The sequence below is a fragment of the Paenibacillus sp. MCAF9 genome, from assembly GCF_052114265.1.
Classification (GTDB): domain Bacteria; phylum Bacillota; class Bacilli; order Paenibacillales; family Paenibacillaceae; genus Pristimantibacillus.
This window is the reverse complement of record NZ_JBFREL010000030.1, coordinates 1-25,053: the sequence shown is the minus strand read 5'-3', so window position 1 is coordinate 25,053 and position 25,053 is coordinate 1. Positions and strand designations below refer to the sequence as shown.

The following is a 25,053-nucleotide window of genomic DNA, read 5'->3' as shown; positions in this document are numbered from 1 at the left end:
GGTACACTCATAAACATAGTTAAGCGTAGGGGGATTTACACTTGCAGAACGATATTCAAGAAGTATTGTACGACGCGCAGCAAATTGGTGATAAGGTTAAGGAACTTGGTGCAACATTGAGTAAAGATTTTAATGGGCGCAATCCGCTCGTTATTTGTGTTTTGAAAGGCGCGTTTATTTTCATGGCTGATTTGGTTAAGGAAATTACAGTGCCGCTTGAAATTGATTTTATGGCTGTATCTAGCTACGGACAATCCACGAAATCATCTGGCGTTGTCAAAATTATTAAAGACCTCGATGTATCTGTCGAAGGCCGAGATGTTCTAATCGTTGAAGATATTATCGACAGCGGATTGACGCTTAGTTACCTAATTGACGTGCTAGAGCGTCGCAATGCGAAGTCTGTTACAGTTGTAACTTTGTTCGATAAGCCTGCTCGCCGTACAGTTGAATTGGAAGCAGACTATAAAGGCTTTACACTGCCTGATGAGTTTGTTGTCGGTTATGGACTGGATTATGCAGAAAAATATCGTAATCTCCCTTATATTGGTATTTTGAAGCCGCAAGTTTATCAAAAATAATTGCGATTCACCCGTACATGCCCTTCTCCGTACACCTCTATTGTTATGGAAAGTCATGATATGGTAAAATATTTTAAGCGTCTGAGAGGAGGTTGGGGATGAATCGGATCATCCGTAATACTGGTTTTTATTTAATTATCTTTTTGGTGACCGTTGGGATTTTTCAATTTATCAGCAGCCAAAATAACACGACCGTTGGATTGCGTTACGATGAACTCGTTGCAGCAATTGAGTCAGGGAATGTTAAAGAGTTAAGTGTTAAGTACGAGAACCAATCTTATTTTGTTTCCGGAAAATATAAAGTGAAACCTGCGGATGCAGAAAACGATCAATTCGTATCAAGGACTGGCGTTAGCGCTGAGCCTAAGATCGCTGAATGGTCGAAGCAGTATGGATTCGCTTATGAGACGAAGGAAATGGATCAGCCAAGCATTTGGCTTACATTCCTTACCTCCATTATTCCGTTTGTCATCATCTTTGTCCTGTTCTTCTTCTTGATGAATCAAGCTCAGGGCGGCGGCGGCAAAGTTATGAACTTTGGCAAGAGCAAAGCGCGGCTTTACGATAATGAGAAGAAGCGGATTACATTCGAAGATGTCGCTGGCGCAGACGAGGAAAAGCAAGAGCTCGTTGAGGTCGTAGACTTCTTGAAGGACCCGCGGAAATTTAATTTAGTAGGCGCTCGTATACCGAAGGGCGTATTGCTTGTTGGTCCTCCGGGTACTGGTAAAACATTGCTTGCACGTGCAGTAGCAGGCGAAGCGGGCGTGCCGTTCTTCAGCATTTCCGGTTCTGATTTTGTAGAGATGTTCGTTGGTGTCGGTGCATCCCGTGTACGCGACTTGTTTGAGAACGCGAAGAAAAATGCTCCTTGTATCATCTTTATCGATGAGATTGATGCGGTAGGTCGTCAACGTGGCGCTGGTCTAGGCGGCGGACATGATGAACGTGAGCAAACGCTCAACCAATTGCTCGTTGAAATGGATGGCTTTGGTGCCAACGAAGGTATTATTATTATTGCAGCAACAAACCGTCCGGATATCCTTGATCCAGCGCTTCTGCGTCCAGGCCGTTTTGACCGTCAAATTACGGTTGACCGTCCAGACCTTAAGGGCCGTGAAGCGGTGCTTAAAGTACATGCGCGCAATAAGCCGCTATCCAAGGATGTTAAGCTTGAAGTTATCGCAAGACGTACAACAGGCTTTAGTGGCGCTGATTTAGAAAACTTACTTAATGAAGCAGCGCTCCTAGCTGCCCGTCGTAATAAGAAAGATATCGCAATGGTTGAAGTTGATGATGCGATTGACCGAATCATTGTAGGTACGGAGAAGAAAAGTCGTGTTGTCAGTGATCGTGAGAAACGTATTGTCGCTTACCATGAAGCAGGCCATACGATTGCAGGTTTCTTCTTGGAGCATGCGGATATGGTGCATAAGGTTACGATTATTCCTCGCGGACGTGCTGGCGGATATGTCATCATGCTTCCAAAAGAAGATCGTATGCTTGTAACGAAACAGGAGCTTCTGGACAAAATCACTGGTTTGCTTGCAGGCCGTGTAGCAGAGGAACTGTTTATTGGTGAAATTGGTACAGGTGCATATAGCGACTTTAAACAAGCGACAGGCATCGTACGCAGTATGATTATGGAATACGGTATGAGCGATAAGCTTGGACCGATGCAATTCGGCAGTTCACAAGGCCAAGTATTCCTTGGACGCGATATTGGACATGAGCAGAACTACTCGGATGCCATTGCATACGAGATAGATCAAGAAATGCAATCCATTATTACAGGCTGTTATGATCGTGCGAAGAAGCTATTGACAGAGAAGAGCAAAGAAATGCATTTGATTGCTCAAACACTGCTTAATGAAGAAACGCTCGAAATGGATCAAATCAAACGTTTGGTTGAGACTGGTACTTTGGAAGGCGGTCCTTCTACTGATGCAGTTGAAACAAATGAGCCGACAACCGAGCCTATTATTGAGACGGTTGGAGACGTAAAGGTGCGCATCCAAACTCGTGATCAGGACGAAGCGAAAGCTCCGAACCTTGAGAAACGTGATCTAACAGAAGATCCAGATAAGAACGAATAGTATTTTATGGATAATTGTTAACGATAGTCGCTTTGCTACTTGTAAAGAGTAGCGGGCGACTATTTTTTTCTTTATTAATGTTCGGATTTAGCCTATAATACGTGTATAAACCTCAGATGAAAAACAGAAATGCTCACATGGAGGTTTTGTTCATATTGGTCATACGTTACATAGATGTTACATGATGACGGTCATAACGTTTTTATGTCACTTAAACTGACATAAGTTATTGACGTTTATTTTTTTGTAACTATAATGAAATAATAGCGACCAGTATCAGCAAGAATAAGAATGTAACAGGGGTTGCCAAGCTACACAAAAATTAGAGCAGGGGAGAAAACACGCATGAAAAAGACATTTAGCTTTATGCTTGTAATGATGATCGCGTTGACACTAGTGTTGTCAGCTTGCGGTGGCAAGAAAAACAACGAGGGCGGCACGAACGGAGATAAAGGTACTACGCCTGCTGTTGAAAACGATGGTACTGGAAAAGGCAAAAAAATTGGTATGGTTACTGATGTTGGCGGCGTACACGATAAATCCTTTAACCAAAGCGCATGGGAAGCTCTTCAGAAAGTGAGTGCTGAGACTGGCGCGGAAACGAAGTTCTTGGAAAGTAAAGGCGAAGCAGACATGGAGCCGAACCTAAACAGCTTCGTTAAAGAAGGATATGACCTTACTTGGGGTATCGGTTTCTTGTTTAATGATGCACTAAGCAAAGTGGCTAAAGAAAATCCAGATGCTAAGCTAGCAGTAATTGACAGCGTAGTTGAAGCGCCAAACGTTGCTTCTATTACTTTCGCTGAAAACGAAGGATCTTTCCTTGTTGGTGTCGTTGCAGGCTTGATGACAAAAACAAATAAAGTTGGATTCGTAGGCGGTATGGATATTCCGGTTATCAAAAAATTTGAAGCTGGATTTAAAGCGGGCGTTGCTGCGGTTAAACCAGATGCAACAGTAAAAGTAGAATACGCTGGTGAGTTCGGTAAACCTGACCTTGGTAAGTTGGCTGCTTCGACAATGTACGATGGCGGCGTTGATATTATTTTCCACGCGGCAGGCGCAACGGGTAATGGTGTGTTCAATGAAGGTAAAGCACGTAAAGACAATGGTGAAAACGTTTGGGTTATTGGTGTAGATAAAGACCAATCACTTGAGTTCGGTGATGAAATTACACTAACGTCCATGATGAAGGGCGTTGAAACTGCTGTTCATAAAGTATCCAAAGATCTACTCGCTGGAACATGGGCTGGCGGAACTGTACAAGAGCTAGGTTTGAAAGACGATGCAGTAGGCTTGCCAGAAACATCTAAGAAAAACGTTCCAGCTGATGTTCTTGCTGAAGTAGAGAAATACAAAGCAAAAATCGTTAGCGGTGAAATTAAAGTACCTACTGAATAGTTTTCTCCATTCAATGGTATCCTTTGATTGAGGATCGTTTGTTGATGAATCAGACAAGACCGGCTTCGGCCGGTCTTTGTTCTTTGTTGGGATAAGTAAGTGCTTTTAATGTCAAATTTTTTATGCATATTCAAGCAGTAAAAACCGGGGAGATGATGAGGAATGGACCGGAGCAAGGCGGCTGTACAGTTAAAGGGAATTACAAAGCGGTTTCCCGGATTGGTAGCTAACGATTCCATAAATTTTGAATTGAAGAAAGGTCAGATTCATGCGCTGCTTGGCGAGAATGGCGCAGGAAAATCGACCCTAATGAACATTGTGTTCGGACTATATCAACCGGACGAGGGCGAGATTTGGGTTAATGGTGAGAAAACAGTCATTGAGGGTGCCTCTAAAGCAATTGACCTTGGCATCGGCATGGTTCATCAACATTTTAAACTCGTACAGCCTTTTACCGTTGCTGAAAATATTGTGCTTGGCAATGAGCCTGTCAAAGGTATGAAAATCGACTACAAGCTCGCTAATGAGAAGGTTCGGGCGATATCTGAACGTTATGGTCTGAATGTAGACCCTCAGGCGCGAATTAAAGATATTACAGTAGGCATGCAGCAGCGTGTTGAAATTCTGAAAACGTTGTATCGCGGCGCTGAAATCGTTATTTTTGATGAGCCGACAGCTGTTTTGACGGTGCAGGAAATTGAGGAGCTAATCGAAATCATTCGCAACCTGGCTGCTGAAGGAAAGTCGATTATTATCATTACGCATAAATTGAAAGAAGTCATGGCTCTTGCAGATGCTGTAACCGTTATTCGACGCGGCAAGGTTATCAAGACAGTGACCACAGATGAGACGAATGAGCAGCAGCTTGCGGAATTAATGGTCGGCAGGGACGTATCCTTCGAGGTGAAGAAGACGAAGAACGAGCCTGGCGAAGTTATTTTATCTGTGGATGGATTGCAGATGAAAGGTGATCAAGGCAAAAATGTATTGGATGGTACCACCTTCAACATTCGTGCAGGAGAGATTTTTGGCATAGCCGGTGTTGATGGCAATGGTCAAAGCGAGCTCATTTATGCTATAACAGGTATGCGCAAGCTGGACGGCGGCAGCGTTAAGCTGAATGGCAAGGATATGACAAATCATTCTCCGCGCCAAATATCGGTTGCTGGAGTAGGGCATATACCAGAGGATCGGCATAAGCATGGGCTGGTGCTTGATTTCTCAGTCAGTGAGAATATGATATTGAATACGTATTTTGAGCCGGAATTCGGCCGTTCTATGTTTATTGATTACAACAGTATGGACAAGCTGTCTGAAAAGCTTGTTAACGAATTTGATGTTCGCTCATCAGGTATTCATACGCATGCTCGTCAGCTGTCTGGAGGAAACCAGCAGAAGGCTATTATCGCACGGGAGCTTCATAAAGATCCTGATTTGCTGATTGCGGTTCAGCCTACACGCGGACTCGACATCGGTGCGATCGAATTTGTGCACAAGCGGTTGGTACAAGCTCGTAACGAAGGAAAAGCGATTTTACTCGTTTCATTTGAGCTTGATGAGCTTTATGCATTGTCCGATCGAATTGCGGTCATGTATGAAGGCAAGCTAATGGGTGAGGTTGACGCTGAGCAAAGAGATGATCAGCAGCTTGGACTTATGATGGCTGGTAACAAATTAGCTGTACCTGCATCTGAGGGGAGAGGATAGCGTATATGGAAACCTTGAAAAAAATATTTAATAAATCGTCTATCCTTGTTCCTATAGTATCAATCGTTCTTGGTTTTGTGGTTGGAGCCATTGCCATGCTTGCTGGAGGGTTCGATCCGATTCTAGCGTACACTTCTTTAATCAATAAGCTGTTTAGCACTCCTTACAATATGGGAGAAGCGGTTCGAGCAATTACACCATTGATCTTTACAGGTTTAGCCGTTTCCTTCGCTTTCCGTACAGGCCTATTCAATATCGGTGTAGAGGGACAATTTGTAATGGGCATGACTGGCGCGACAATCGTAGGCGTGCTGCTTGACCTGCCATGGTATATACATGCGCCTCTAGCTGTAATTACGGGTGCTGTATTCGGCGGCCTATGGGCGGGTATTGCTGGTTACTTGAAAGCGAAGCGTGGAGTAAATGAAGTTATTTCATCCATCATGCTGAATTGGATCGCATTGTTCCTCTCCAATTTTATCATTGCGAAGTTTCTTGTTGAGAAAGGCCAGCAGAAGTCGATGCCGGTTCATGAATCAGCTATGGTGAAAATTGATTGGCTTATTAAATTGACAGACAACGCTCGTATGCATTGGGGAACAATTATTGCGCTCATTTGTATCGTTGTGTTTTATTTCGTGTTATGGCGTACGAAACAAGGCTACGAGCTTCGTGCTGTTGGACATAATCCGGATGCAGCGTTATATGCGGGTATGAACGTTAACGTAACGATGGTTAAGTCGATGTTTATAAGCGGCGTGTTCGCTGGTCTGGGCGGCGTGTTTGAAATTTTAGGCGTGTTCGGCAACCAGACCGTTATGGCCGCTTCTCCGGGCTATGGGTTTGATGGTATTGCGGTAGCGCTCCTTGGCGGCAATACGCCGATTGGTGTATTCCTTGGCGCAATCTTATTCGGTGGACTCAGCTACGGTTCAGCAGGCATGAGCTTTGGTGCGGGTGTTCCTCCTGAGGTCGTGCGTATCGTAATCGGCGCCGTTATTTTCTTCGTTGCTTCGCATGGATTGGTGAAGTGGTTCTTAAAGCCTTTTCTAAATAAACGTGCAAGCAAGCGGAAGGAGGCGGTGTAGGATGAACGTGCTAGACATCATTGGACAACTTATTAATACAACGCTCGTGTTCTCCACCGCGCTCATTTTTACAGCGCTTGGCGGTATGTACTCAGAGCGCTCAGGTGTTGTGAACATCGGACTAGAGGGCTTGATGGTTTCAGGAGCATTTGCCGCGGCAGTTGCAACGGAGTATGCGATACAAGCTGGCTTAGGCAGTGCTTCACCGTGGATTGGTTTTATAGCTGCAGCTATTTATGGTACGTTATTTGCTTTATTGCATGCGATATCCACGATCACGTTCCGTGCGGATCAAACCGTCGTCGGTGTCGTTATTAACATCCTATCGCTTGGCTTATCGCTTTACTTAACCAAAAGCCTTTATGATGGATCAGGTCAAACGCCGCTTTTGGCTAATGTATTTCACAAAGTGAAAATACCTTATTTATCAGATATTCCGTTGCTCGGGAAAGCTATTTTTACCGCGTATCCGACGACGTATATTGTTCTAGCTATCGCAGTAATCAGTTATTTCGTTTTGTTCCACACGCCGTTTGGCTTGCGTCTGCGTGCAGTGGGCGAACATCCGAGCTCTGCGGATACCGTTGGTATCAGCGTAACAAAATACCGTTATATCGGCGTATTGCTCAGCGGCGCGCTTGCTGGTCTTGGCGGTGCGACAATTACATTGACGACGACAAGCAGCTTTGCGCATAATACGATTTCTGGGCAAGGATTTATTGCGCTCGCAGCACTGATTTTCGGCAAATGGAATCCGCTTGGCGTTGTAGGAGCAGCAATGTTCTTCGGTCTAGCTCAGGCGCTTAGAAGCTTTGCACAGCGCTTTGAATTCTCGCAGCACATTCCAGTTGAATTTTTCTACATGCTGCCATACGTTTTGACTTTGATCGTTTTGGCAGGAGCTGTTGGTCGTTCAAATGCGCCATCAGCACTTGGTCAACCTTACGATCCAGCAAAAAGATAATTCAAAATGGTCTCTCTCCATCGCGGAGAGAGACTTTTTTTATTTCGTTGCTAATACAAGTGATGACGGAGGTCGCGATTATATAGTAAAAAAGGTTCATTTACGAAGAATGTGAGTGAGATACAGCGATCAAAATAATTTATTTTAAATTGCTGCCTTAAAAAGGCCTTTAACGCATTGACAGTAGCATCTACCGCGTGTAAATTAAAACTTAATCAAATGAATTTATCCCTTTTGGTTTAAACTATAGGTAAGCGACTTTCTAAGTTTGTGCATCAATTCACAAAGTTCAGCTTGCCGTATAACGGAATGGGTTATCGCCCATCCCTCATAAGAGGAGAGGATCTACTGTGGAAGCACTGGCACTGGAACGCAAGGCGGAGCAAAACCGAGAGCTGCGTGAACGGTTGTTACAGTTGAAGAAAGAACGGAATGCTATCATTTTAGCTCATTATTATCAACGTGATGAAATTCAAGAGGTAGCTGATTTCCGTGGAGATTCCTTCCTGCTTGCGCAGAAGGCTGCACAAACGGATGCTGAAGTTATTGTTTTTTGCGGCGTTCACTTTATGGGTGAGAGCGCAAAAATTTTGGCTCCTAATAAAACCGTTATCATTCCCGACGAGCGTGCGGGCTGTCCGATGGCCGACATGGTAAGTGTTGATGGCTTGCGTAAGCTGAAAGCGCAGCACCCGAATGCAAAGGTCGTTACTTACATTAACTCGTCTGCTGAGATCAAAGCGGAGACTGATATTTGCTGCACATCTGCAAATGCGGTTAAAGTTGTCAATTCGGTTGAAGGCGACGAGATCATCTGGGTACCAGATAAGAACCTAGGCCACTATGTGCAGCAGAATACCGATAAGAAAATGATTATCTGGGAAGGTTACTGCAATACGCACGATATGCTGACGGTTAAAGACGTAGAAGAAATGAAAGCGAAATATCCTAATGCGCAATTCGTTGTGCATCCGGAATGTCGTCCTGAAGTCGTTGAGCTAGGCGACTTTGTAGGCAGTACAACCGCTATTATTAAATATTGTAAAGAATCAGATTGCCAAGAATTTATCGTGGGAACAGAAGATGGCACTGGCTATCAGCTTCGTTTAGACAGCCCAGGCAAAACTTTTCATTTTGCATCTAAATATTTGGTGTGCCCTAACATGAAAGTAAATAATTTGAAGAAGCTAGTGAAATGCTTGGAAACGATGCAGCCTCAAATCTACGTACCGCCACATGTTGCAGATCAAGCCCGTTTATCCTTGGAGCGCATGCTACTCGTGAAGTAGTATGCGCTGCTTCTACGCTTGGAGGAGCCAATGATGATTCCTAGATATTTAGTCGATGTGCAGTTAAGTGAGCTGCCTGTTATAGAAAAAGATGTGATTGTAATTGGGGCCGGCATTGCCGGTCTTTTTACCGCTATACGAGCAAGTGAAAACAATTCTGTCCTCATGATTACGAAAAAATCGCTGCTCGACAGCAATACGCGTTATGCGCAGGGCGGTATCGCTGCGGTTATTTCGGATGAGGATTCACCGGCTTACCATAGACAAGATACACTCGTAGCGGGTGCAGGCTTATGTTCTAATGAAGCGGTTGATGTACTTGTTCATGAGGGGCCCAAAGGTGTTCGCAGCTTAATAAAGATGGGAACGCAATTTGATCTGGAGAATGGCGAGTTTGCGCTTACGAAGGAAGGAGCGCATAGCCAGCGGCGTATTTTGCATGCCAACGGGGATGCTACAGGCTTTGAGATCGTACGAGCATTGTCCGAAACGGCTATTGCCAATCCTAAAATTGAAGTTTGGGACGACCATTTTGTTATTGATTTGGTCACTCATGACGGCGAATGCTGTGGTGTCATTGTACAGAAGCCGAGCGGTGCGCGGTTGTTTGTAAGAGGCAAAGCCGTCATTTTAAGCTCAGGCGGGGCTGGCCAGCTCTACCGTTACACGACAAATCCTGAGGTTGCCACAGGAGACGGCATTGCGATGGCTTATCGAGCAGGGGCATACATACAGGATGTCGAGTTTATTCAGTTCCACCCTACCTCTCTATGTTATCCAGGCGCGCCAAGGTTTTTGATATCAGAGGCTGTGCGCGGCGAAGGGGCGTATCTTCGTAATATTAAAGGAGAGCGCTTCATGGAACGCTACCATGAGCAGCTGGAGCTGGCACCGCGTGATGTTGTGGCGAGAGCCATCGTCAGTGAAATGGAAGAGACGAAATCGACCTTCGTTTATATTGATATTACACATGAATCACCGGAAATGGTGAAGCACCGTTTTCCTACTATATATGAATATTGCTTAAAATACGGCCTCGACTTGACGTCGGACTGGATTCCGGTTGCGCCAGCTATGCATTATATGATGGGCGGAGTGAAAACCGACCTAAATGGGGAAACGAATATAAAGCGTTTATTCGCTTGCGGCGAAGTATCCTCAACAGGTGTACACGGCGCTAATCGATTAGCGAGCAATTCGCTTTCCGAGGCCATTGTATTTGGCAGAAGAATTGTAAAACGAATCGATGAGCTTCCGAGTCTTACGATTCAGCCTAATATTAGTAATGAGATAGAACGGAGCAGTACATCAATCCAAGCTGTCGTAGAAAGACGGCTTAAGCTGCAAAAGATTATGGTCCGTTATGCTGGCTTGCGCCGCGATGCAAGTGGTCTTATGAAGGGTCTTGAGGAATTGAAAAGGCAGTTGCCTATCTATCAATCCGTTCTGACGGGGCGTGAGGAATACGAATTTGCTAATCTGCTCACCTGTGCCCTGCTGACTACGGAAGCTGCACTCTCTCGGGAGGAAAGTCGTGGTGCGCATTTCCGTGAGGATTTCCCGGTACGCGATGATGCAATGTGGAGAAAGCATACGGTGTTACACCGTCTATATGGATTGACGGAGGAGCGAATAGAGGATGTTTGAATGGATGGCAGGCGGTTATAATGCGGCAGTGCGCGAGCAAATTCGCGGATGGCTTGCAGAGGATATAGGCAGTGGGGATATTACGACCGAAACGACGATTCCAAGGGACTCGCGTTCCAAAGCCGTTATCCATGTGAAGGAAAGCGGTATAATTGCAGGGCTTCCGATTGCGAAGCTCGTATTTGAGGTTGTTGATTCGTCACTTGTCTTTGATTCCAAAGTACAGGATGGCGAGTATGTAAATAAGGGTACGGTTATCGCCACCGTAGAGGGCAGTACGCATAGCCTATTAACCGGAGAGCGACTTGCGCTTAACTTAATGCAACGGCTGTCTGGCATTGCGACTAAGACACGTTCTTTCATCGATGCGCTTGATGGATTGCCGGTTCGGCTTGTCGATACTCGCAAGACAACCCCAGGCCATCGGATGCTGGAGAAGTATGCAGTGCGTGTGGGGGGCGGCGCTAACCACCGATTCGGTTTATACGATGCTGTTATGATTAAAGATAACCATATTAAAGGCTCTGGCGGCATTCGTACTGCGGTTGAAGCTGCGCGCAGTAAAATTCCACACACAATGAAGATTGAAGTAGAGACAGAATCGTTAGTGCAAGTGGACGAAGCGCTTGCTTGTGGCGCGGACATTATTATGCTGGACAATATGTCTACAGACTTGATGAAGGAATGTGTAGCTCGAATTAAAGCAGCTTCTCCTCACGTTATCGTAGAAGCATCTGGTGGTGTCTCTTTAGAAACCGTTAAAGGTATCGCAGCTTGCGGCGTTGATGTCATTTCGGTAGGCGGATTGACTTATTCCTTCCATGCGCTCGATATTAGCTTGGATTTGAATGAGAAGAAGGGTGGGGAGTCGCATTGATCCTCGTCATTGATGTTGGAAATACGAATATTGTGTTAGGTATCTATAAAGGAAAAGAACTTTTGCACCATTGGCGGCTGAGCACTAATCGTTCTGCTACAGTAGATGAATACGGCATTAACATTCATAATCTGTTTCATTATGCGGGCGTGAAGCTGGAGCAAATGGAAGGCGTCATTATTTCATCGGTTGTTCCGCCTTTGATGCGGACGCTCGAGCAGCTTTGTCTCAAATATTTGCGTAAAGTTCCTCTAATCGTAGGGCCTGGCGTCAAAACCGGATTAAACATCCGCTATGAGAATCCGCGTGAGGTTGGGGCTGATCGGATCGTCAATTCGGTGGCGGGCATCGTAAAATACGGCTCACCGCTTATTGTTGTTGATTTCGGTACAGCAACGACCTTTGACTATATTGATGAAGGCGGCAATTACTTGGGCGGTGCCATCGTGCCGGGTATCGGCATTTCTACCGAAGCGCTTTATCAGCGCGCCGCTAAGCTGCCGCGTATTGAGCTTGTGAAGCCGAAGAGTGTCATTGGACGCAATCCTGTGACATCGATGCAGGCTGGCATTATTTTTGGATACGCAGGACAGGTTGACGGTATTGTTAAACGGATACGCACAGAATTTGGTGTCACACCACGTGTAATCGCAACCGGCGGCTTAGCTGAGTTAATCGCTGCTGAATCGGAAACGATAGAAGAGGTTGATCCGCTGCTCACACTTGAAGGATTGAGAATTATATATGAACGCAATCAGGAGGGATTTTGATGGAAAATCAGCTGAAGGACGTGCTGGTGCGAGGGACGGCATGGAATGGCAAGATTCGAGTGTTCGCGGCTCGCACGACTCAGCTTGTTGAAGAGCTTCGCCAAAGGCATGGTACATATCCAACGGCTACTGCAGCGTTAGGACGTACATTAACAGCAGGTGCTATTATGGGCGCTATGCTGAAAGGGCAAGAAAAACTGACGATTCAAGTAAAGGGCGACGGTCCAATCGGCCAGATCGTTGTTGATGCCAATGCAGACGGAGAGGTTCGTGGATACGTTGATCATCCTGAAGTGCATTTGGCAAGCAACGCACTGGGCAAGCTTGACGTAGCCGGAGCTGTCGGGCGCACTGGTTATCTTCATATTACAAAGGATTTAGGGATGAAGGAACCATACCGTGGCAGTATTCCGATTGTATCGGGTGAACTTGGCGAGGATTTCACATACTATTTCGCGGTCTCCGAACAGACGCCCTCGGCGGTTGGCCTTGGCGTCTTGGTGGATACAGATAATTCGGTGCTGCATGCCGGCGGGTTTATCGTTCAGCTTATGCCTGGTTTGACGGACGATGAGATTACAAAACTGGAGCAAGCGGTTGGATCGATGCCGCCTGTAACGACTTTGCTTGATCAAGGAGAGTCACCGGAGGGGCTGCTGCGCCGGATTGTGGGCGAAGATGGCGACCTTCACATTCACGATACGATGGACTTGAAGTTTCAATGCTTCTGTTCCTCCGAGCGTGTAGAGCAGACACTTCTCAGTTTAGGTGAGCATGAGCTGCAACAAATTATTGATGAAGATGGAAAAGCGGAAGTCGTTTGCCAATTTTGCAACGAAGCGTATACATTTGAACGGGCTCAGCTAAAGCTGCTGCTTGAACAAGCGAAACCAAAGCCGATCCAATAATCGGAGGCATTAGGGCAATGAGGAAATACGAGGTGCTGAAGGCCGTTGTCATCCTTCAAGCCGTATGCATGGTGGTATTATCGGTAGTCGTCGTAATTAGAGTGTGGCCGGGTCATGATCGACAGCTGGATAATCAGCAGCCAACGAATGTCGGCAGTGGGGAAGAAACGGCTGAACCAAGCAAGCCAGGCCAAACACCAACAAATCAATCGGATGGTAGTCGTGTTATCGCTAAAGTGGGCAAGGAAAACATTACGCTTGCAGATTTGGAAGGTGAGCTTCATTCGCAATATGGAGCTGCCGTTCTGCGCACGTTAATGGTTCACAAAGCGATTGATTTAGAAGCTGCAGCCTCTGAGCTAAGCATACTTGCAGAAGAGCAAAGCCGTGAGCTTGATAAAATGATTGAAGGCTACGATAGTGAAGAACGTTTTTTTGAAGTCATGCAGGAGCAATTAGGCATGAGCCGGGAACAGGTGTTGGAGGACTTGCATTACCGCTTGCTTCTGGAGAAAATCGTCGTGCGAAGCATTCATGTTTCAGATGAAGAGGTTGAACGCTATATAACCGATCATCCTGAGGAATTTGATGAGAAAATGCAGCTGCATCTGCAATGGATTATAACGGAGACGATGAAGGAAGCTAACTCCGTAATGGGGCTTTTATCGGATGGCGAGGATTTTGCTGAGATGGCACGTTCCTATTCCATTGATTCTTTTACGGCAGATACAGGCGGCGATCTCGGCTTGATTGATAAAGATGACCCATTCTATAACCGCGAAATGATGGAAACAGCCAGTCGTTTGCGGGTAGCTGAAATTGCTGGTCCGATTAAGGTAGATGGGGGTTATGCGGTTATTCGTCTTATCGAACGCCAAATGACAACGAATATGTCGGGCGGCAGGCTGCAAGATACCGTACGCAAGCAGCTGGCGCTTGAACGTGCTGACTCATTGACCAAAATTGAGGATAAGCTGCTAGAGAAATATGATGCTGTGAAAACAGAATAGCTTTGCCCGGTGCTGCGTTTTCAGTGGAGAGTTAAAGTCACTATTGACAACGGATGCAAGAGATTGTTAAGATGTAATTAGTGAAAATACCAACTGAATTAGTCGGAATAAGGAGGCAGTTATTTCCATGGCCAAAATTGTACAAAGTGTTCTAGATCTTATCGGTGACACTCCGCTTGTTCGTTTAAACCGTCTCGTGCCTGAGGGCAGTGCAGAAGTTTATGTGAAACTTGAATATCAAAATCCAGGTGCAAGTGTAAAAGACCGTATTGCAATCAGTATGATTGAGGTAGCTGAGCAAGAGGGAATCATAAAACCAGGCGATACTATTATTGAGCCTACTAGTGGAAATACAGGAATTGGACTAGCACTTGTAGCAGCTGCAAAAGGCTATAAGGCTATTCTTGTTATGCCTGAAACGATGAGTATTGAGCGTCGCAACCTGCTTCGCGCTTACGGTGCAGAGCTTGTATTGACGCCAGGTTCTGAAGGTATGAACGGTGCTGTTCGCAAAGCGGAAGAACTAGCTGCTGAGAACACGAACTACTTCCTGCCGCAACAATTCAAAAACCAAGCAAACGTTAAGGTTCACCGCGAAACGACAGGTCCTGAGATCGTCGAAGCGATCAACTCCCTTGATGGCAAGCTTGATGCGTTCGTAGCCGGTATCGGAACTGGCGGAACGATTTCAGGTACTGGTGAAGTGCTTAAGAAAAACTTCGACGGTATTAAAATTTACGCGGTAGAGCCTGCTGCTTCACCGATCCTCTCTGGCGGCAAACCGGGTGCTCACAAAATTCAAGGTATCGGCGCAAACTTTGTTCCTGATATTTTGAACCGTGATATCTACGACGCTGTCATTACAATTGAGAACGAAGATGCGTTTGAATACGCTCGTCGTGCAGCGAAAGAAGAAGGCATTCTTTGCGGAATTTCCTCTGGCGCAGCGATCTATGCGGCATTGCAAGTTGCGAAAGAGCTTGGCGAAGGAAAACGTGTTGTTGCGATTGTTCCAAGCAATGGCGAACGCTACCTTTCCACACCGCTGTTCAACTTCGAAAACTAATTTTTACTGCCTATATCGAACAGCCTTTCATTCCTCGGAATGGAAGGCTTTCTTTTTAGTTAGCTATTCTGTATACTGAGCAAAATAAGTCAAGTATTCGGGGGTTGAAGGTGATGATCACCGCGATAGAGCAATGGACTCGGTGGCACGCCGAACAGAAATATACGACGCTGCCATTCGTTAAAGAATTACCTTTTGCGTTCGGTAATCGGGCGAACGTAACGTCATGGGAAGAAGTATGGCAGGACGCTTCGCCGCATGCTTTTGTACTAGAAAGCGGCAAGGACGGACGATATACGTATTTGGGATTGCATCCTGACGGGGTTATCCGTGGAAAAGGGCTGCAAGCAGAGTCGATACAATTCCATTCGCTAGAGGAGCAAAGCAAGCGCCGCTGGGAAGGTAAGCCGCTTGAGGTTGTGAGAGAATGGATGAGCGGTTTGCTGGGGCCGAAGCTTGAGAATGGGCCTAAGTGGGTTGGCGGCTGTATCGGATTCTGGGGTTACGATGTCATCCGTTCGATCGAACGACTGCCGGTGCTAGCCGAGGATAATCAGGATATTCCCGATTATTTATTCATGCAAATGAATGAAATATGGATCATCGACCATGAGCAATCAAAAGTGTATTGTGCTGTCCATTCAAAAGTAGATCAAAATGCGGATCAAGAGGAGCTGCGTGCTGCTTATGACCGTGCTTCATCTAGAGCGGAAGGGATGACCGACTACTGGTTAACCTGGTTTGATGAGGAGCGTGCCCAAGCGAAAGCGATATCGCTTCGAGCAGAGCGTCAGCGCTTGTTGACAGATGATTTATTGCAATTGGATGTGGATTCGATTACTGGCATCACATCGCCTTTCTCGAAGCAAGCATACATGGACGCCGTTCGCAGCATTCAGCGATATATTGAGCAGGGTGACGTTTTTCAAGTGAATTTGTCCGTTCGTCAGAGCAAAGCGATTGCGGCTGCGCCGGAAGAACTTTATGAATGGATTCGACTAGTTAACCCATCGCCTTATATGGGGTTTCTGCGTTGTCCTGATTTTCAGATTGTATCTGCATCCCCTGAACTTCTCGTTGAGCTCAATGATAACAAGCTGATCACAAGACCGATAGCTGGAACGCGTAGACGCGGGCGAACGGAGGAAGAGGATCTGCGCCTGGCTGACGAACTTCTCACGAATGAGAAGGAGCGGGCGGAGCATATTATGCTCGTTGACTTGGAGCGGAACGATCTTGGGCGGATTTCAACCTATGGTACGGTTAAGGTCGAAGAGTTTATGGTTATTGAACAATATTCTCATGTTATGCATCTTGTTTCTCAGGTAGTAGGACAGCTTGCAAACGGCAAAGATGCTTACGATGTTATATCGGCTACCTTCCCCGGAGGAACGATTACAGGTGCTCCAAAAATTCGCACAATGGAAATCATAGAAGAGCTTGAACCGACACGCAGAGGACCGTATACGGGCTCGCTTGGATGGATTGACTACAGCGGAGATATGGAATTTAATATTATTATTAGAACAATGGTGCTTCAAGAAGGCGTTGTTCATATTCAAGCGGGAGCAGGCATCGTTATTGATTCTGAGCCGGAGCGGGAATATAAAGAATCGCTAAACAAGGCGAAGGCATTATGGAAGGCCATTCAGTACAGCGAACGGTTTGCAGCAGTCGATTTGGCAGCGGAAACGGAAAAAGGGGGAGCCTTAACATGATACTTGTCATCGATAATTATGATTCCTTTACGTACAATTTAGTACAGTATTTGGGTGAGCTTGGGGAAGATATTACGGTAAAAAGAAATGACGAAATAGATTTAGCCGGAATCGAAGCATTAGCGCCCGATCATATTCTAATATCACCAGGTCCGTGTTCACCGAATGAAGCGGGCATTAGTTTATCTCTAATCGAGCATTTTAAAGGTAAAATCCCGATTTTTGGCGTATGTCTTGGTCATCAATCGATCGGACAAGCATTTGGCGGGGAAGTGGTACGTGCGGAGAAGCTGATGCACGGCAAAACGTCTGCCATTTATCATCAAGGAAAATCTGTGTTTGAAGGTTTGCCATCACCTTTTATCGCTACTCGCTATCATTCTCTTATCGTACGCCGTGAAACACTGCCTGATTGCTTGGAAATAACAGCGGAAACCGATGAAGGAGAAATTATGGGTTTGCGTCATAAGGAATATGCAATTGAAGGGGTGCAATTTCACCCTGAGTCCATTATAACGGAGCATGGCTTGACGATGCTTCGTAATTTCTTGCAAAATCGGACGGGCGCAGTGCGATGAAGGTCGAACTGAACGGCTCCGTAATGGATGCGAGCGAAGCCGTGATCTCAGTTTATGATCACGGCTTTTTGTACGGTATAGGTTTGTTCGAGACTTTCCGCACCTATGAGGGGAAACCTTACTTACTAGACAGGCATATGAAGCGGTTATGCTCAGGCTGTGATCAGCTAGGAATTCAGTACACGCCTAATATGGAGGAGCTGCGCAGCTCCGTTAACGAGCTCCTTGAGGCGAATGAATTAAAAGATGGCTATATAAGACTAACCGTCAGTGCAGGCGAAGCTGAGCTAGGGTTGCCGACAGGAGATTATGAACAGCCGAATGTGTTAATGCTTGTAAAGGCTTTGCCGCCGGTTAAAGATGCGGTTCATATGCGCGGACGGGAGCTGCGGCTTTTGCAGACAAGGAGGAACACGCCTGAGGGCGAGGTTCGCTTTAAGTCTCTCCATTATATGAACAATATTATTGCTAAGCGAGAGCTGCTTGCCAGTGGTGCTGCGCCTGGGGCCGAGGGTCTTATGCTCAGCCGAGAAGGATGGTTGGCGGAGGGAATCGTGAGCAACTTGTTTTTTGCTAAGGACAATGTTGTATATACGCCTGAACTGGCCACCGGTATATTGCCGGGAATTACACGCGAGCGAGTTCTGGAGCTGGCTGGCAGTGCAGGGTATGAAACCGAAGAGGGCCTTTATAGCTTGGAGAAGCTGCAAACGGCCGATGAGATTTGGCTCACCAATTCCATTCAGGAGCTCGTTCCCGTTACTCTGTTATCAGAAGCTGGCGGGGTGAGTAGAGTTATCGGCAACGGTCAAGCAGGGTCTATTACGAAGCAATTGCTTACTCTTTACCGACAGACGACAATTGACGGTGATGCTGGAGCTATCTAAGCTCTATAATCATGTAACCTTAAGAAGAAGGATGGCGGTCTAACAATGGATCAACAACCAAATTTCTATAAAAGAGCATATGAGTTTGGCAGCGGAACGAGGCTGGAGCTGGGCGGGCGTACGGTGATTATGGGCATTTTGAATGCGACACCTGATTCTTTCTCGGACGGCGGGAGTTATACGAGTGTGGATGCGGCTCTTGCCCGTGCGAAAGCGATGGTGGAGGAAGGCGCTGATATTATTGATATTGGCGGTGAATCGACACGTCCAGGATTTGAGCCGGTGGGAGTGGAGGAGGAGCTGCGGCGCATCCTTCCTGTTATTCAGGCATTGCGTAAGGCGCTGCCGCACATTCCTTTATCCATCGATACATACAAAGCTGAGACTGCGCGGCACGCGCTAGAGGCAGGCGCTCATATCATTAATGACATTTGGGGGCTTAAGGGTGACCCTAATATGGCCGCAGTTGCAGCTGAATATGCTTGTCCTGTCATCATCAATCATAACCGCCATGCGAGAGACTATAATGATTTTGTTCCCGATGTACTTGCAGATTTGCAGGGCAGTGTAAGCATTGCGCGAACGGCTGGCATCGCTGAAGATCAAATCTGGCTAGATCCGGGTATTGGTTTTGCCAAAACCTATGAGGATAATCTGGAGCTGCTTGGCCGTCTATCCGAGCTGCATGCACTTGGGTATCCGGTGCTGCTTGGCACCTCGCGTAAACGTTTCATTAAGCAGACGCTGAATCTGCCTGTTGATGAGCTTGTTGAGGGAACGGCTGCGACGGTTGCTCTTGGCATTGCGCATGGCTGCCAAATCGTACGTGTGCATGATGTGCGTGCAATTAAGCGTACCGCGCTTATGACGGACGCTATTTTATATCGATATTAATTGTGTTGTTGAATTTCGTTTCTTATTTAAAATAAGCTACATCGTTAGGAGAGTGACTATATTGGATAAAATGATGATCAAAGGGATGAGGTTTTACGGCTATCACGGCGTATTTCCTGAAGAAAACAAGCTAGGCCAGAAATATTATGTGGATGTTGAGCTCAATATGGATTTGGAGCAAGCGGCGTTAACCGATGATTTGAACAGTACGGTGAATTATGCAGAAATCCACGCTCTTACGAAAACGATTGTAGAGGGCCCTCCGTTTAAGCTTATCGAAGCTTTAACAGGTCACATTGCATCGCAAGTACTGGAAGTTTATACTATGGTAAATGAAGTGACGGTTCGAGTAACGAAGCCAAACCCGCCGTTTGATATCCATTTTGACGGAGTAACGGTAGAACTGCGCAGAAAGCGGGACAATGATGGACGAACAATTCCCGCTTGATGGCGCACAGGCAGAGGCATATATTGCTTTAGGATCTAACATGGGAGACCGTGAGCAACTGCTGCTGGAAGCGATTAGCCTCATCGATGCGCACCCGAACATCGTGGTAAGCAGAGTGTCGGGCATGTATGAGACTGATCCGGTAGGCTACACAGAGCAACCTCCCTTTATCAATATGGCATTAGCTGTACGAACGACACTATCTCCATTAATGCTTTTACGTCAGCTTTTGGAGTACGAGCAGCAGCTCGGTAGAGTTCGACAAATTCGTTGGGGACCGAGAACCATTGACCTTGATCTGCTCCTATACGATAATGTCAGAATGGATCAAGAGGAATTAACTTTGCCGCATCCGCGTATGATGGAGCGGTCGTTCGTTCTCGTTCCGCTGCATGATGTTTTGGATCAAACACATCGGCTGCAGTCCGAGGTAAGCGCAGTATCTGAAGCAGCGCTTCTGGATGGAAAGGAAGGCATTACGTTATGGAAAACAATCAATTGGCGCAGCGCGTCAGAGCCTTTCGAAAGCTGAAGGGCTATACTCAGCAGGAGCTGGCCAAGGAGCTTGGCGTATCGGTGGCCGTTCTTGGCTCATTGGAGCGAGGAACAAGAAAGACGGATACGAAGTTATTAAATCATATCGCTAAGACGCTCGGAATCAGCTATGAGGAATTAATGTCTGATAACCGTGAATAGTGCTGTCTGGTACACAAGACATGAACATTAAGCAATTAGAAGAGGAGGAAGGAGTGACATGCTGAAAATCGGTGGCATCGAAATGAAGAATAGAGTGGTGCTAGCGCCGATGACAAGCGTGTGCTATCCTGCCTTTGATTAATTGCCAAGGAGTTTGGAACGGGTCTTGTATGTGCGGAGATGGTAAGCGACAAGGCCATTTTGCATGGTAGTATACGGGTAAGGCTAATTGGGACATTATAAAGGATGTCAAAGTAGCGGTATCGATTCCCGTAATTGGGAATGGCGACGTTTTCTCACCAGAGGATGCAAAAAGGCTGCTCGAACATTCCGGCCGTGATCCGATGGTAGCGATTTTGGAAAACTACGTTCACTCGCTTGGAGAGGACGAAGAATTCCAAGCTGTCAGTGCTGTTTCAGCAAAGAAGCGGGTTCTGCAGAAGAAGACGCTTACTAAAATACAAATAGATCGGTTATGCGATTTACCCCGTAACGGGAGCGAGTCGACACCATTCGACAAAAGCCGCTATCATGCGGCTTCTGCTCTACATTTCAGAAATGAAACGGTTTCAATGGGTCGTCTGGCTTTGATTGACATTCAGGGTAACTTTGCAATATAATCGTGCAATATAATCTAACGAAGACATCAAGAGCGCTTCAAACAACAGTTGGTATGAGGAATAAGAAGCGTAATATATTAGGTAACAGTGAATTCATACAAGGTATGAAAAATTAGTCACATGACAGGAGAATCGGAAAGATGAACGATAAGCAAATCATTCTGACTCAAGAAGGGCTGCGAAAGCTCGAAGATGAATTAGAGAACCTAAAGTCGGTCAAGCGTCGTGAAGTAGCTGAACGTATTAAAGTAGCAATTGGCTATGGTGATATAAGCGAAAACTCGGAATATGAAGATGCGAAGAATGAGCAAGCATTTATCGAAGGCCGCGTTCTTACCCTTGAGAAAATGTTGCGCAATGCGCGTATTATAAATAATGACGATATTGATATTGATACCGTGAGCATCGGTTCGATCGTAACGGTTGAGGATATGGAGTATGGCGACACAATGGATTATTCCATTGTTGGTACAGCGGAAGCCGATCCTTTGCAAAACAAGATTTCAAATGAAAGCCCGGTTGGTAAAGCGATTCTAGGCAAGAAAAAAGGCACCGTTGTCGAAGTTAGCGTACCAGTCGGCATTATTCAATACAAAATTCTCGATATCAAAAAATAATGTTTGCTATGAGCGGTTCAAAAAGCTTCCTTGTAGGAAGCTTTTTGAACGTTTAAAATATAAGAACGTATATTACAGGTCTATACATTGCTTATATTTTATTGCGAAACGAGATTTTGCTGCATGAATCCGGTGACAGCTGCTTGCTTTTGCCGAATGATCAAGGAGATGAAAGAAGTGGAACAAGAAAACAATGAACAGCAGGAGCTAAGTGAGCTCTTGCAAATTCGCAGAAACAAATTGGACGAGCTTAGAGGGTTAGGTGTGGATCCATTTGGCCGAAAGTTCGAACGTACTCATAACGCCAAAGATATTGTACAAGCCTATGAAGAGCTCAGCAAAGAAGAAATAGAAGAAAAAGCGGTTGAAGTACGTATTGCTGGCCGTATTATGCAGAAACGCGGCATGGGCAAAGCGGGTTTTGCTACGATTCAAGATTTGAGCGGCAAGGTTCAAATATATGTTCGTAAAGATTCCGTTGAAGAGCATAAGTTTGCAGCTTTTGATTTGCTAGATATCGGTGACATCATTGGCGTAGTAGGCGTTGTATTCAAAACGAATACAGGCGAAGTCTCTGTCAAAGCACGTGATATTGAAGTTTTGACAAAGTCGCTTCTTCCATTGCCTGATAAATATCATGGCTTAAAAGACGTAGAGCTTCGTTATCGTCAGCGTTATGTTGACCTTATCGTGAATCCCGACGTCCAACAAACCTTTATTACTCGTTCCAAAATCATTCAATCCATGCGTCGCTACCTAGATTCCCGCGGGTATTTAGAAGTAGAAACACCAACACTGCATTCCATTGCAGGCGGTGCTGCAGCACGGCCTTTCGAAACGCATCATAATGCGCTGGACATGCAGCTCTACATGCGTATTGCAATCGAGCTTCATTTGAAGCGACTAATTGTAGGCGGATTGGAGAAAGTATATGAGATCGGCCGTGTATACCGGAATGAGGGGATTTCGACTCGCCACAATCCAGAGTTTACAATGATTGAGCTTTACGAGGCTTATGCTGATTACAAGGATATTATGGCATTGACAGAGAATGTCATCGCACATATTGCACAAGAGGTTCTTGGAACAACAAAAATCACTTATCAAGGCCAAGAGATTGATTTGACGCCTCAGTGGCGCCGTGTCAGCATGGTTGAGCTTGTCAAAGAAACGACTGGCGTAGATTTCGGCGTGGAAATGAGCGACGAGGAAGCCCATCGTTTGGCGAAAGAACACAAAGTTGCCGTTGATCCGCATATGACATTTGGTCATATTCTCAACGCCTTCTTTGAACAGTTCGGTGAGCATACGCTTATTCAGCCAACCTTTGTTACAGGACATCCGGTTGCTATTTCGCCGCTTGCTAAGAAGAGCGAAGCGGATCCACGCTTCACCGATCGATTTGAGCTATTCATCGTAGCACGTGAGCATGCTAATGCATTTACGGAGCTTAACGATCCGATCGATCAGCGTGAGCGTTTCGAGTCGCAGCTTGTTGAGCGTGAGCATGGAAATGACGAGGCGCATGAGATGGATGAAGACTTTATCCGCGCTCTGGAATACGGCATGCCGCCAACAGGCGGACTAGGAATCGGTATCGACCGATTGATCATGCTTCTAACAGATGCTCCATCTATTCGTGATGTACTGTTGTTCCCTCATATGAGAGATCAGCGTTCTGCTGAATAAGAAAGAAACAAGAAACCGTTTGGCTTTTAGCAGCCAACGGTTCTTTTTTTTTCTAATATCGAGAATTTGCAACAACAATCCTTAAAAACATTCAAATTATGATTGATATTGTAGTACAATCTATTGATTTGCTAGATTCATATGGTAGAATAGAACTAATAAAGCGCTACACGATAACGGCAAACCTATCGAAAGGTAGGGACGCAAAGCTAAAGGGCCTTCCGTATGATGGCAGCCAGCTACCGAATGAACAGGCTTTTTTTTGTTTGTATAGGGGAAATTCATCACAAAGCGCTTCACACGATAATGGCAAACCTATCGAAAGGTAGGGACGCAAAGCTAAAGGGCCTTCCGTAAGATGGCAGCCAGCTACCGAAGGGAGTATATTCATGCGTAAATTTATGTTAGTCATCGCAGCTTTTGTTCTTTTTGCATCCATCCATGTAACGGTCGTTCAGGCAAATGAAGCGGACTCTTCTGATTGGCTCAACACGGGGAATTTAGATAAAGGTGTTGTCTCCGTACAATATGCAGTGAGCACTAAAGTGAAAACGAAGCTTATGATCGCAAAAGGCGCATCAAATTATACATATAATCTAACCAGCGGAAAAACAGCTGAGAAGTTTCCATTGCAGCTTGGCAATGGCGAATATACGATATCTGTTCTAGAGAATACAACAGGCAACAAATACAAACTGGCGAAGAAAGAAACCGTGACGCTTGATTTAAAAGACAACAAGGTTTTGTACTTGAATTCCATCCAGAACATTGACTGGTCGAATGCGAGCAGCGCCATCGTCAAGGCAAAAGAATTAGCGAGCAATAAAAAAACGGATATGGAGAAAGTAAAGGCAATCTACGAGTATATTATTACGAATGTAAGTTATGATAATCAATTAGCTGCTAATCTGTCAGTTGATTACCTCCCCAATATTGATCGCACATTTAAATCGAGAAAGGATATCTGCTACGGATACGCTTCATTGTTTGCGGCAATGCTGCGGAGCGTGGATATTCCTACGAAGCTCTTGATGGGACAATCTACTTATGTGGATGTTTATCATGCTTGGAACGAAGTATACTTGGATGGGAAATGGGTTACGATTGATACGACAGTTGATGCGGGTCTAAAGAAGGGCAAGAAAAAGTATGAGCTTATCAAGGATGCAGCTCAATATACAGTTACAAAAACATATTAGAAGTCATACGAGCTTGCGGAAATCGCAGAGCTCGTTTTTTTATGTCTTTCTTCAATATAGGTGAGGAGGAAGCGAAGCAACGATTACGCAAATAGAAGGCAAATAGGAGTGTTGAAAACTTTTTCGTAGATAATGAAAAAAAAACTTGCAATGCTATATACGCCTATGATATATTATCTAGGTCGCCAACGAGATACACGGTCGACAAGAGAGAAAAGATTGCTCTTTGAAAACTGAACAACGAGTAATAACTGCCTCGCAAATCCTTCGGGATAAGCGAAAAAAGCGATAAAAAAGCGATAA

Annotated in this window: 24 protein-coding genes, 2 pseudogenes and 2 riboswitches; all 26 genes and pseudogenes read left to right on the top strand. The window is 45.6% G+C overall.

Annotated elements, in window-relative coordinates:
• The first annotated feature begins 41 nt into the window (after window positions 1-41).
• Window positions 42-581: a hypoxanthine phosphoribosyltransferase gene (gene hpt / locus AB4Z45_RS27310; RefSeq protein ID WP_441912653.1), complete on the top strand. Its 540-nt coding sequence runs from the start codon at window positions 42-44 to the stop codon at window positions 579-581.
• Between the two features lie 98 nt (window positions 582-679).
• Entirely contained in the window at window positions 680-2,677 is a 1,998-nt protein-coding gene (gene ftsH, locus AB4Z45_RS27305) for an ATP-dependent zinc metalloprotease FtsH (RefSeq protein WP_441912652.1), read from the top strand.
• Between the two features lie 345 nt (window positions 2,678-3,022).
• Window positions 3,023-4,078: a BMP family lipoprotein gene (locus AB4Z45_RS27300; protein ID WP_441912651.1), complete on the top strand. Its 1,056-nt coding sequence runs from the start codon at window positions 3,023-3,025 to the stop codon at window positions 4,076-4,078.
• Between the two features lie 162 nt (window positions 4,079-4,240).
• A complete protein-coding gene (locus AB4Z45_RS27295; protein WP_441912650.1) occupies window positions 4,241-5,785 on the top strand; it encodes an ABC transporter ATP-binding protein in 1,545 nt (514 codons plus the stop codon).
• Between the two features lie 5 nt (window positions 5,786-5,790).
• Entirely contained in the window at window positions 5,791-6,873 is a 1,083-nt protein-coding gene (locus AB4Z45_RS27290; RefSeq protein WP_441912649.1) for an ABC transporter permease, read from the top strand.
• Window position 6,874: 1 nt separating this feature from the next.
• Window positions 6,875-7,837, top strand: coding sequence for an ABC transporter permease (locus AB4Z45_RS27285; protein ID WP_441912648.1), 963 nt, complete (start codon window positions 6,875-6,877; stop codon window positions 7,835-7,837).
• A 350-nt stretch (window positions 7,838-8,187) separates the two neighbouring features.
• The gene (nadA, locus tag AB4Z45_RS27280) at window positions 8,188-9,126 is read left to right on the top strand and encodes a quinolinate synthase NadA (RefSeq protein ID WP_054025832.1); all 939 of its coding nucleotides are present in this window, start codon (window positions 8,188-8,190) and stop codon (window positions 9,124-9,126) included.
• Window positions 9,127-9,159: 33 nt separating this feature from the next.
• Window positions 9,160-10,773 (top strand): L-aspartate oxidase, encoded by a 1,614-nt coding sequence (nadB, locus tag AB4Z45_RS27275; protein WP_441912681.1) that lies wholly within the window; start codon window positions 9,160-9,162, stop codon window positions 10,771-10,773.
• On the top strand, window positions 10,766-11,650 hold the full coding sequence (gene nadC / locus AB4Z45_RS27270; protein ID WP_441912647.1) for a carboxylating nicotinate-nucleotide diphosphorylase: 885 nt from the start codon (window positions 10,766-10,768) through the stop codon (window positions 11,648-11,650). The genes nadB and nadC overlap by 8 nt, the downstream gene beginning before the upstream one ends.
• Window positions 11,647-12,420, top strand: coding sequence for a type III pantothenate kinase (locus AB4Z45_RS27265; protein WP_441912646.1), 774 nt, complete (start codon window positions 11,647-11,649; stop codon window positions 12,418-12,420). The genes nadC and AB4Z45_RS27265 overlap by 4 nt, the downstream gene beginning before the upstream one ends.
• Complete coding sequence (gene hslO / locus AB4Z45_RS27260; protein ID WP_339205908.1) at window positions 12,420-13,328, top strand: Hsp33 family molecular chaperone HslO; 909 nt, start codon at window positions 12,420-12,422, stop codon at window positions 13,326-13,328. The genes AB4Z45_RS27265 and hslO overlap by 1 nt, the downstream gene beginning before the upstream one ends.
• Before the next feature lie 17 nt (window positions 13,329-13,345).
• Window positions 13,346-14,338 (top strand): peptidylprolyl isomerase, encoded by a 993-nt coding sequence (locus tag AB4Z45_RS27255; protein ID WP_441912645.1) that lies wholly within the window; start codon window positions 13,346-13,348, stop codon window positions 14,336-14,338.
• 127 nt (window positions 14,339-14,465) lie between these two features.
• Window positions 14,466-15,404, top strand: a complete 939-nt coding sequence (gene cysK / locus AB4Z45_RS27250; RefSeq protein WP_054025838.1) for a cysteine synthase A — start codon at window positions 14,466-14,468, stop codon at window positions 15,402-15,404.
• A 113-nt stretch (window positions 15,405-15,517) separates the two neighbouring features.
• Window positions 15,518-17,122, top strand: a complete 1,605-nt coding sequence (locus tag AB4Z45_RS27245) for an anthranilate synthase component I family protein (protein ID WP_441912644.1) — start codon at window positions 15,518-15,520, stop codon at window positions 17,120-17,122.
• A complete protein-coding gene (gene pabA, locus AB4Z45_RS27240; RefSeq protein WP_441912643.1) occupies window positions 17,119-17,700 on the top strand; it encodes an aminodeoxychorismate/anthranilate synthase component II in 582 nt (193 codons plus the stop codon). Before AB4Z45_RS27245 ends, pabA begins: the two co-directional genes overlap by 4 nt.
• Window positions 17,697-18,587 (top strand): aminodeoxychorismate lyase, encoded by an 891-nt coding sequence (gene pabC / locus AB4Z45_RS27235; protein ID WP_441912642.1) that lies wholly within the window; start codon window positions 17,697-17,699, stop codon window positions 18,585-18,587. The genes pabA and pabC overlap by 4 nt, the downstream gene beginning before the upstream one ends.
• 45 nt (window positions 18,588-18,632) lie before the next feature.
• On the top strand, window positions 18,633-19,481 hold the full coding sequence (folP, locus tag AB4Z45_RS27230) for a dihydropteroate synthase (RefSeq protein ID WP_441912641.1): 849 nt from the start codon (window positions 18,633-18,635) through the stop codon (window positions 19,479-19,481).
• Between the two features lie 61 nt (window positions 19,482-19,542).
• Complete coding sequence (gene folB, locus AB4Z45_RS27225) at window positions 19,543-19,929, top strand: dihydroneopterin aldolase (protein ID WP_076271318.1); 387 nt, start codon at window positions 19,543-19,545, stop codon at window positions 19,927-19,929.
• Complete coding sequence (folK, locus tag AB4Z45_RS27220) at window positions 19,904-20,461, top strand: 2-amino-4-hydroxy-6-hydroxymethyldihydropteridine diphosphokinase (protein WP_441912640.1); 558 nt, start codon at window positions 19,904-19,906, stop codon at window positions 20,459-20,461. The genes folB and folK overlap by 26 nt, the downstream gene beginning before the upstream one ends.
• The gene (locus AB4Z45_RS27215) at window positions 20,413-20,625 is read left to right on the top strand and encodes a helix-turn-helix domain-containing protein (RefSeq protein WP_054025845.1); all 213 of its coding nucleotides are present in this window, start codon (window positions 20,413-20,415) and stop codon (window positions 20,623-20,625) included. The genes folK and AB4Z45_RS27215 overlap by 49 nt, the downstream gene beginning before the upstream one ends.
• A gap of 58 nt (window positions 20,626-20,683) precedes the next feature.
• A pseudogene (locus tag AB4Z45_RS27210) lies at window positions 20,684-20,832 on the top strand (tRNA-dihydrouridine synthase); the annotation flags it as partial.
• A gap of 29 nt (window positions 20,833-20,861) precedes the next feature.
• A pseudogene (locus tag AB4Z45_RS27205) lies at window positions 20,862-20,918 on the top strand (hypothetical protein); the annotation flags it as partial.
• Between the two features lie 51 nt (window positions 20,919-20,969).
• On the top strand, window positions 20,970-21,245 hold the full coding sequence (locus AB4Z45_RS27200) for a hypothetical protein (RefSeq protein WP_441912639.1): 276 nt from the start codon (window positions 20,970-20,972) through the stop codon (window positions 21,243-21,245).
• A gap of 140 nt (window positions 21,246-21,385) precedes the next feature.
• Window positions 21,386-21,862, top strand: a complete 477-nt coding sequence (greA, locus tag AB4Z45_RS27195; RefSeq protein WP_076271320.1) for a transcription elongation factor GreA — start codon at window positions 21,386-21,388, stop codon at window positions 21,860-21,862.
• A 168-nt stretch (window positions 21,863-22,030) separates the two neighbouring features.
• A complete protein-coding gene (lysS, locus tag AB4Z45_RS27190; protein ID WP_441912680.1) occupies window positions 22,031-23,551 on the top strand; it encodes a lysine--tRNA ligase in 1,521 nt (506 codons plus the stop codon).
• A 168-nt stretch (window positions 23,552-23,719) separates the two neighbouring features.
• Window positions 23,720-23,798: riboswitch (cyclic di-GMP riboswitch) on the top strand.
• 51 nt (window positions 23,799-23,849) lie between these two features.
• Window positions 23,850-23,928, top strand: a riboswitch (cyclic di-GMP riboswitch).
• Window positions 23,929-23,940: 12 nt separating this feature from the next.
• Complete coding sequence (locus AB4Z45_RS27185; protein ID WP_076271321.1) at window positions 23,941-24,750, top strand: transglutaminase-like domain-containing protein; 810 nt, start codon at window positions 23,941-23,943, stop codon at window positions 24,748-24,750.
• The last annotated feature ends 303 nt before the right edge of the window (window positions 24,751-25,053 follow it).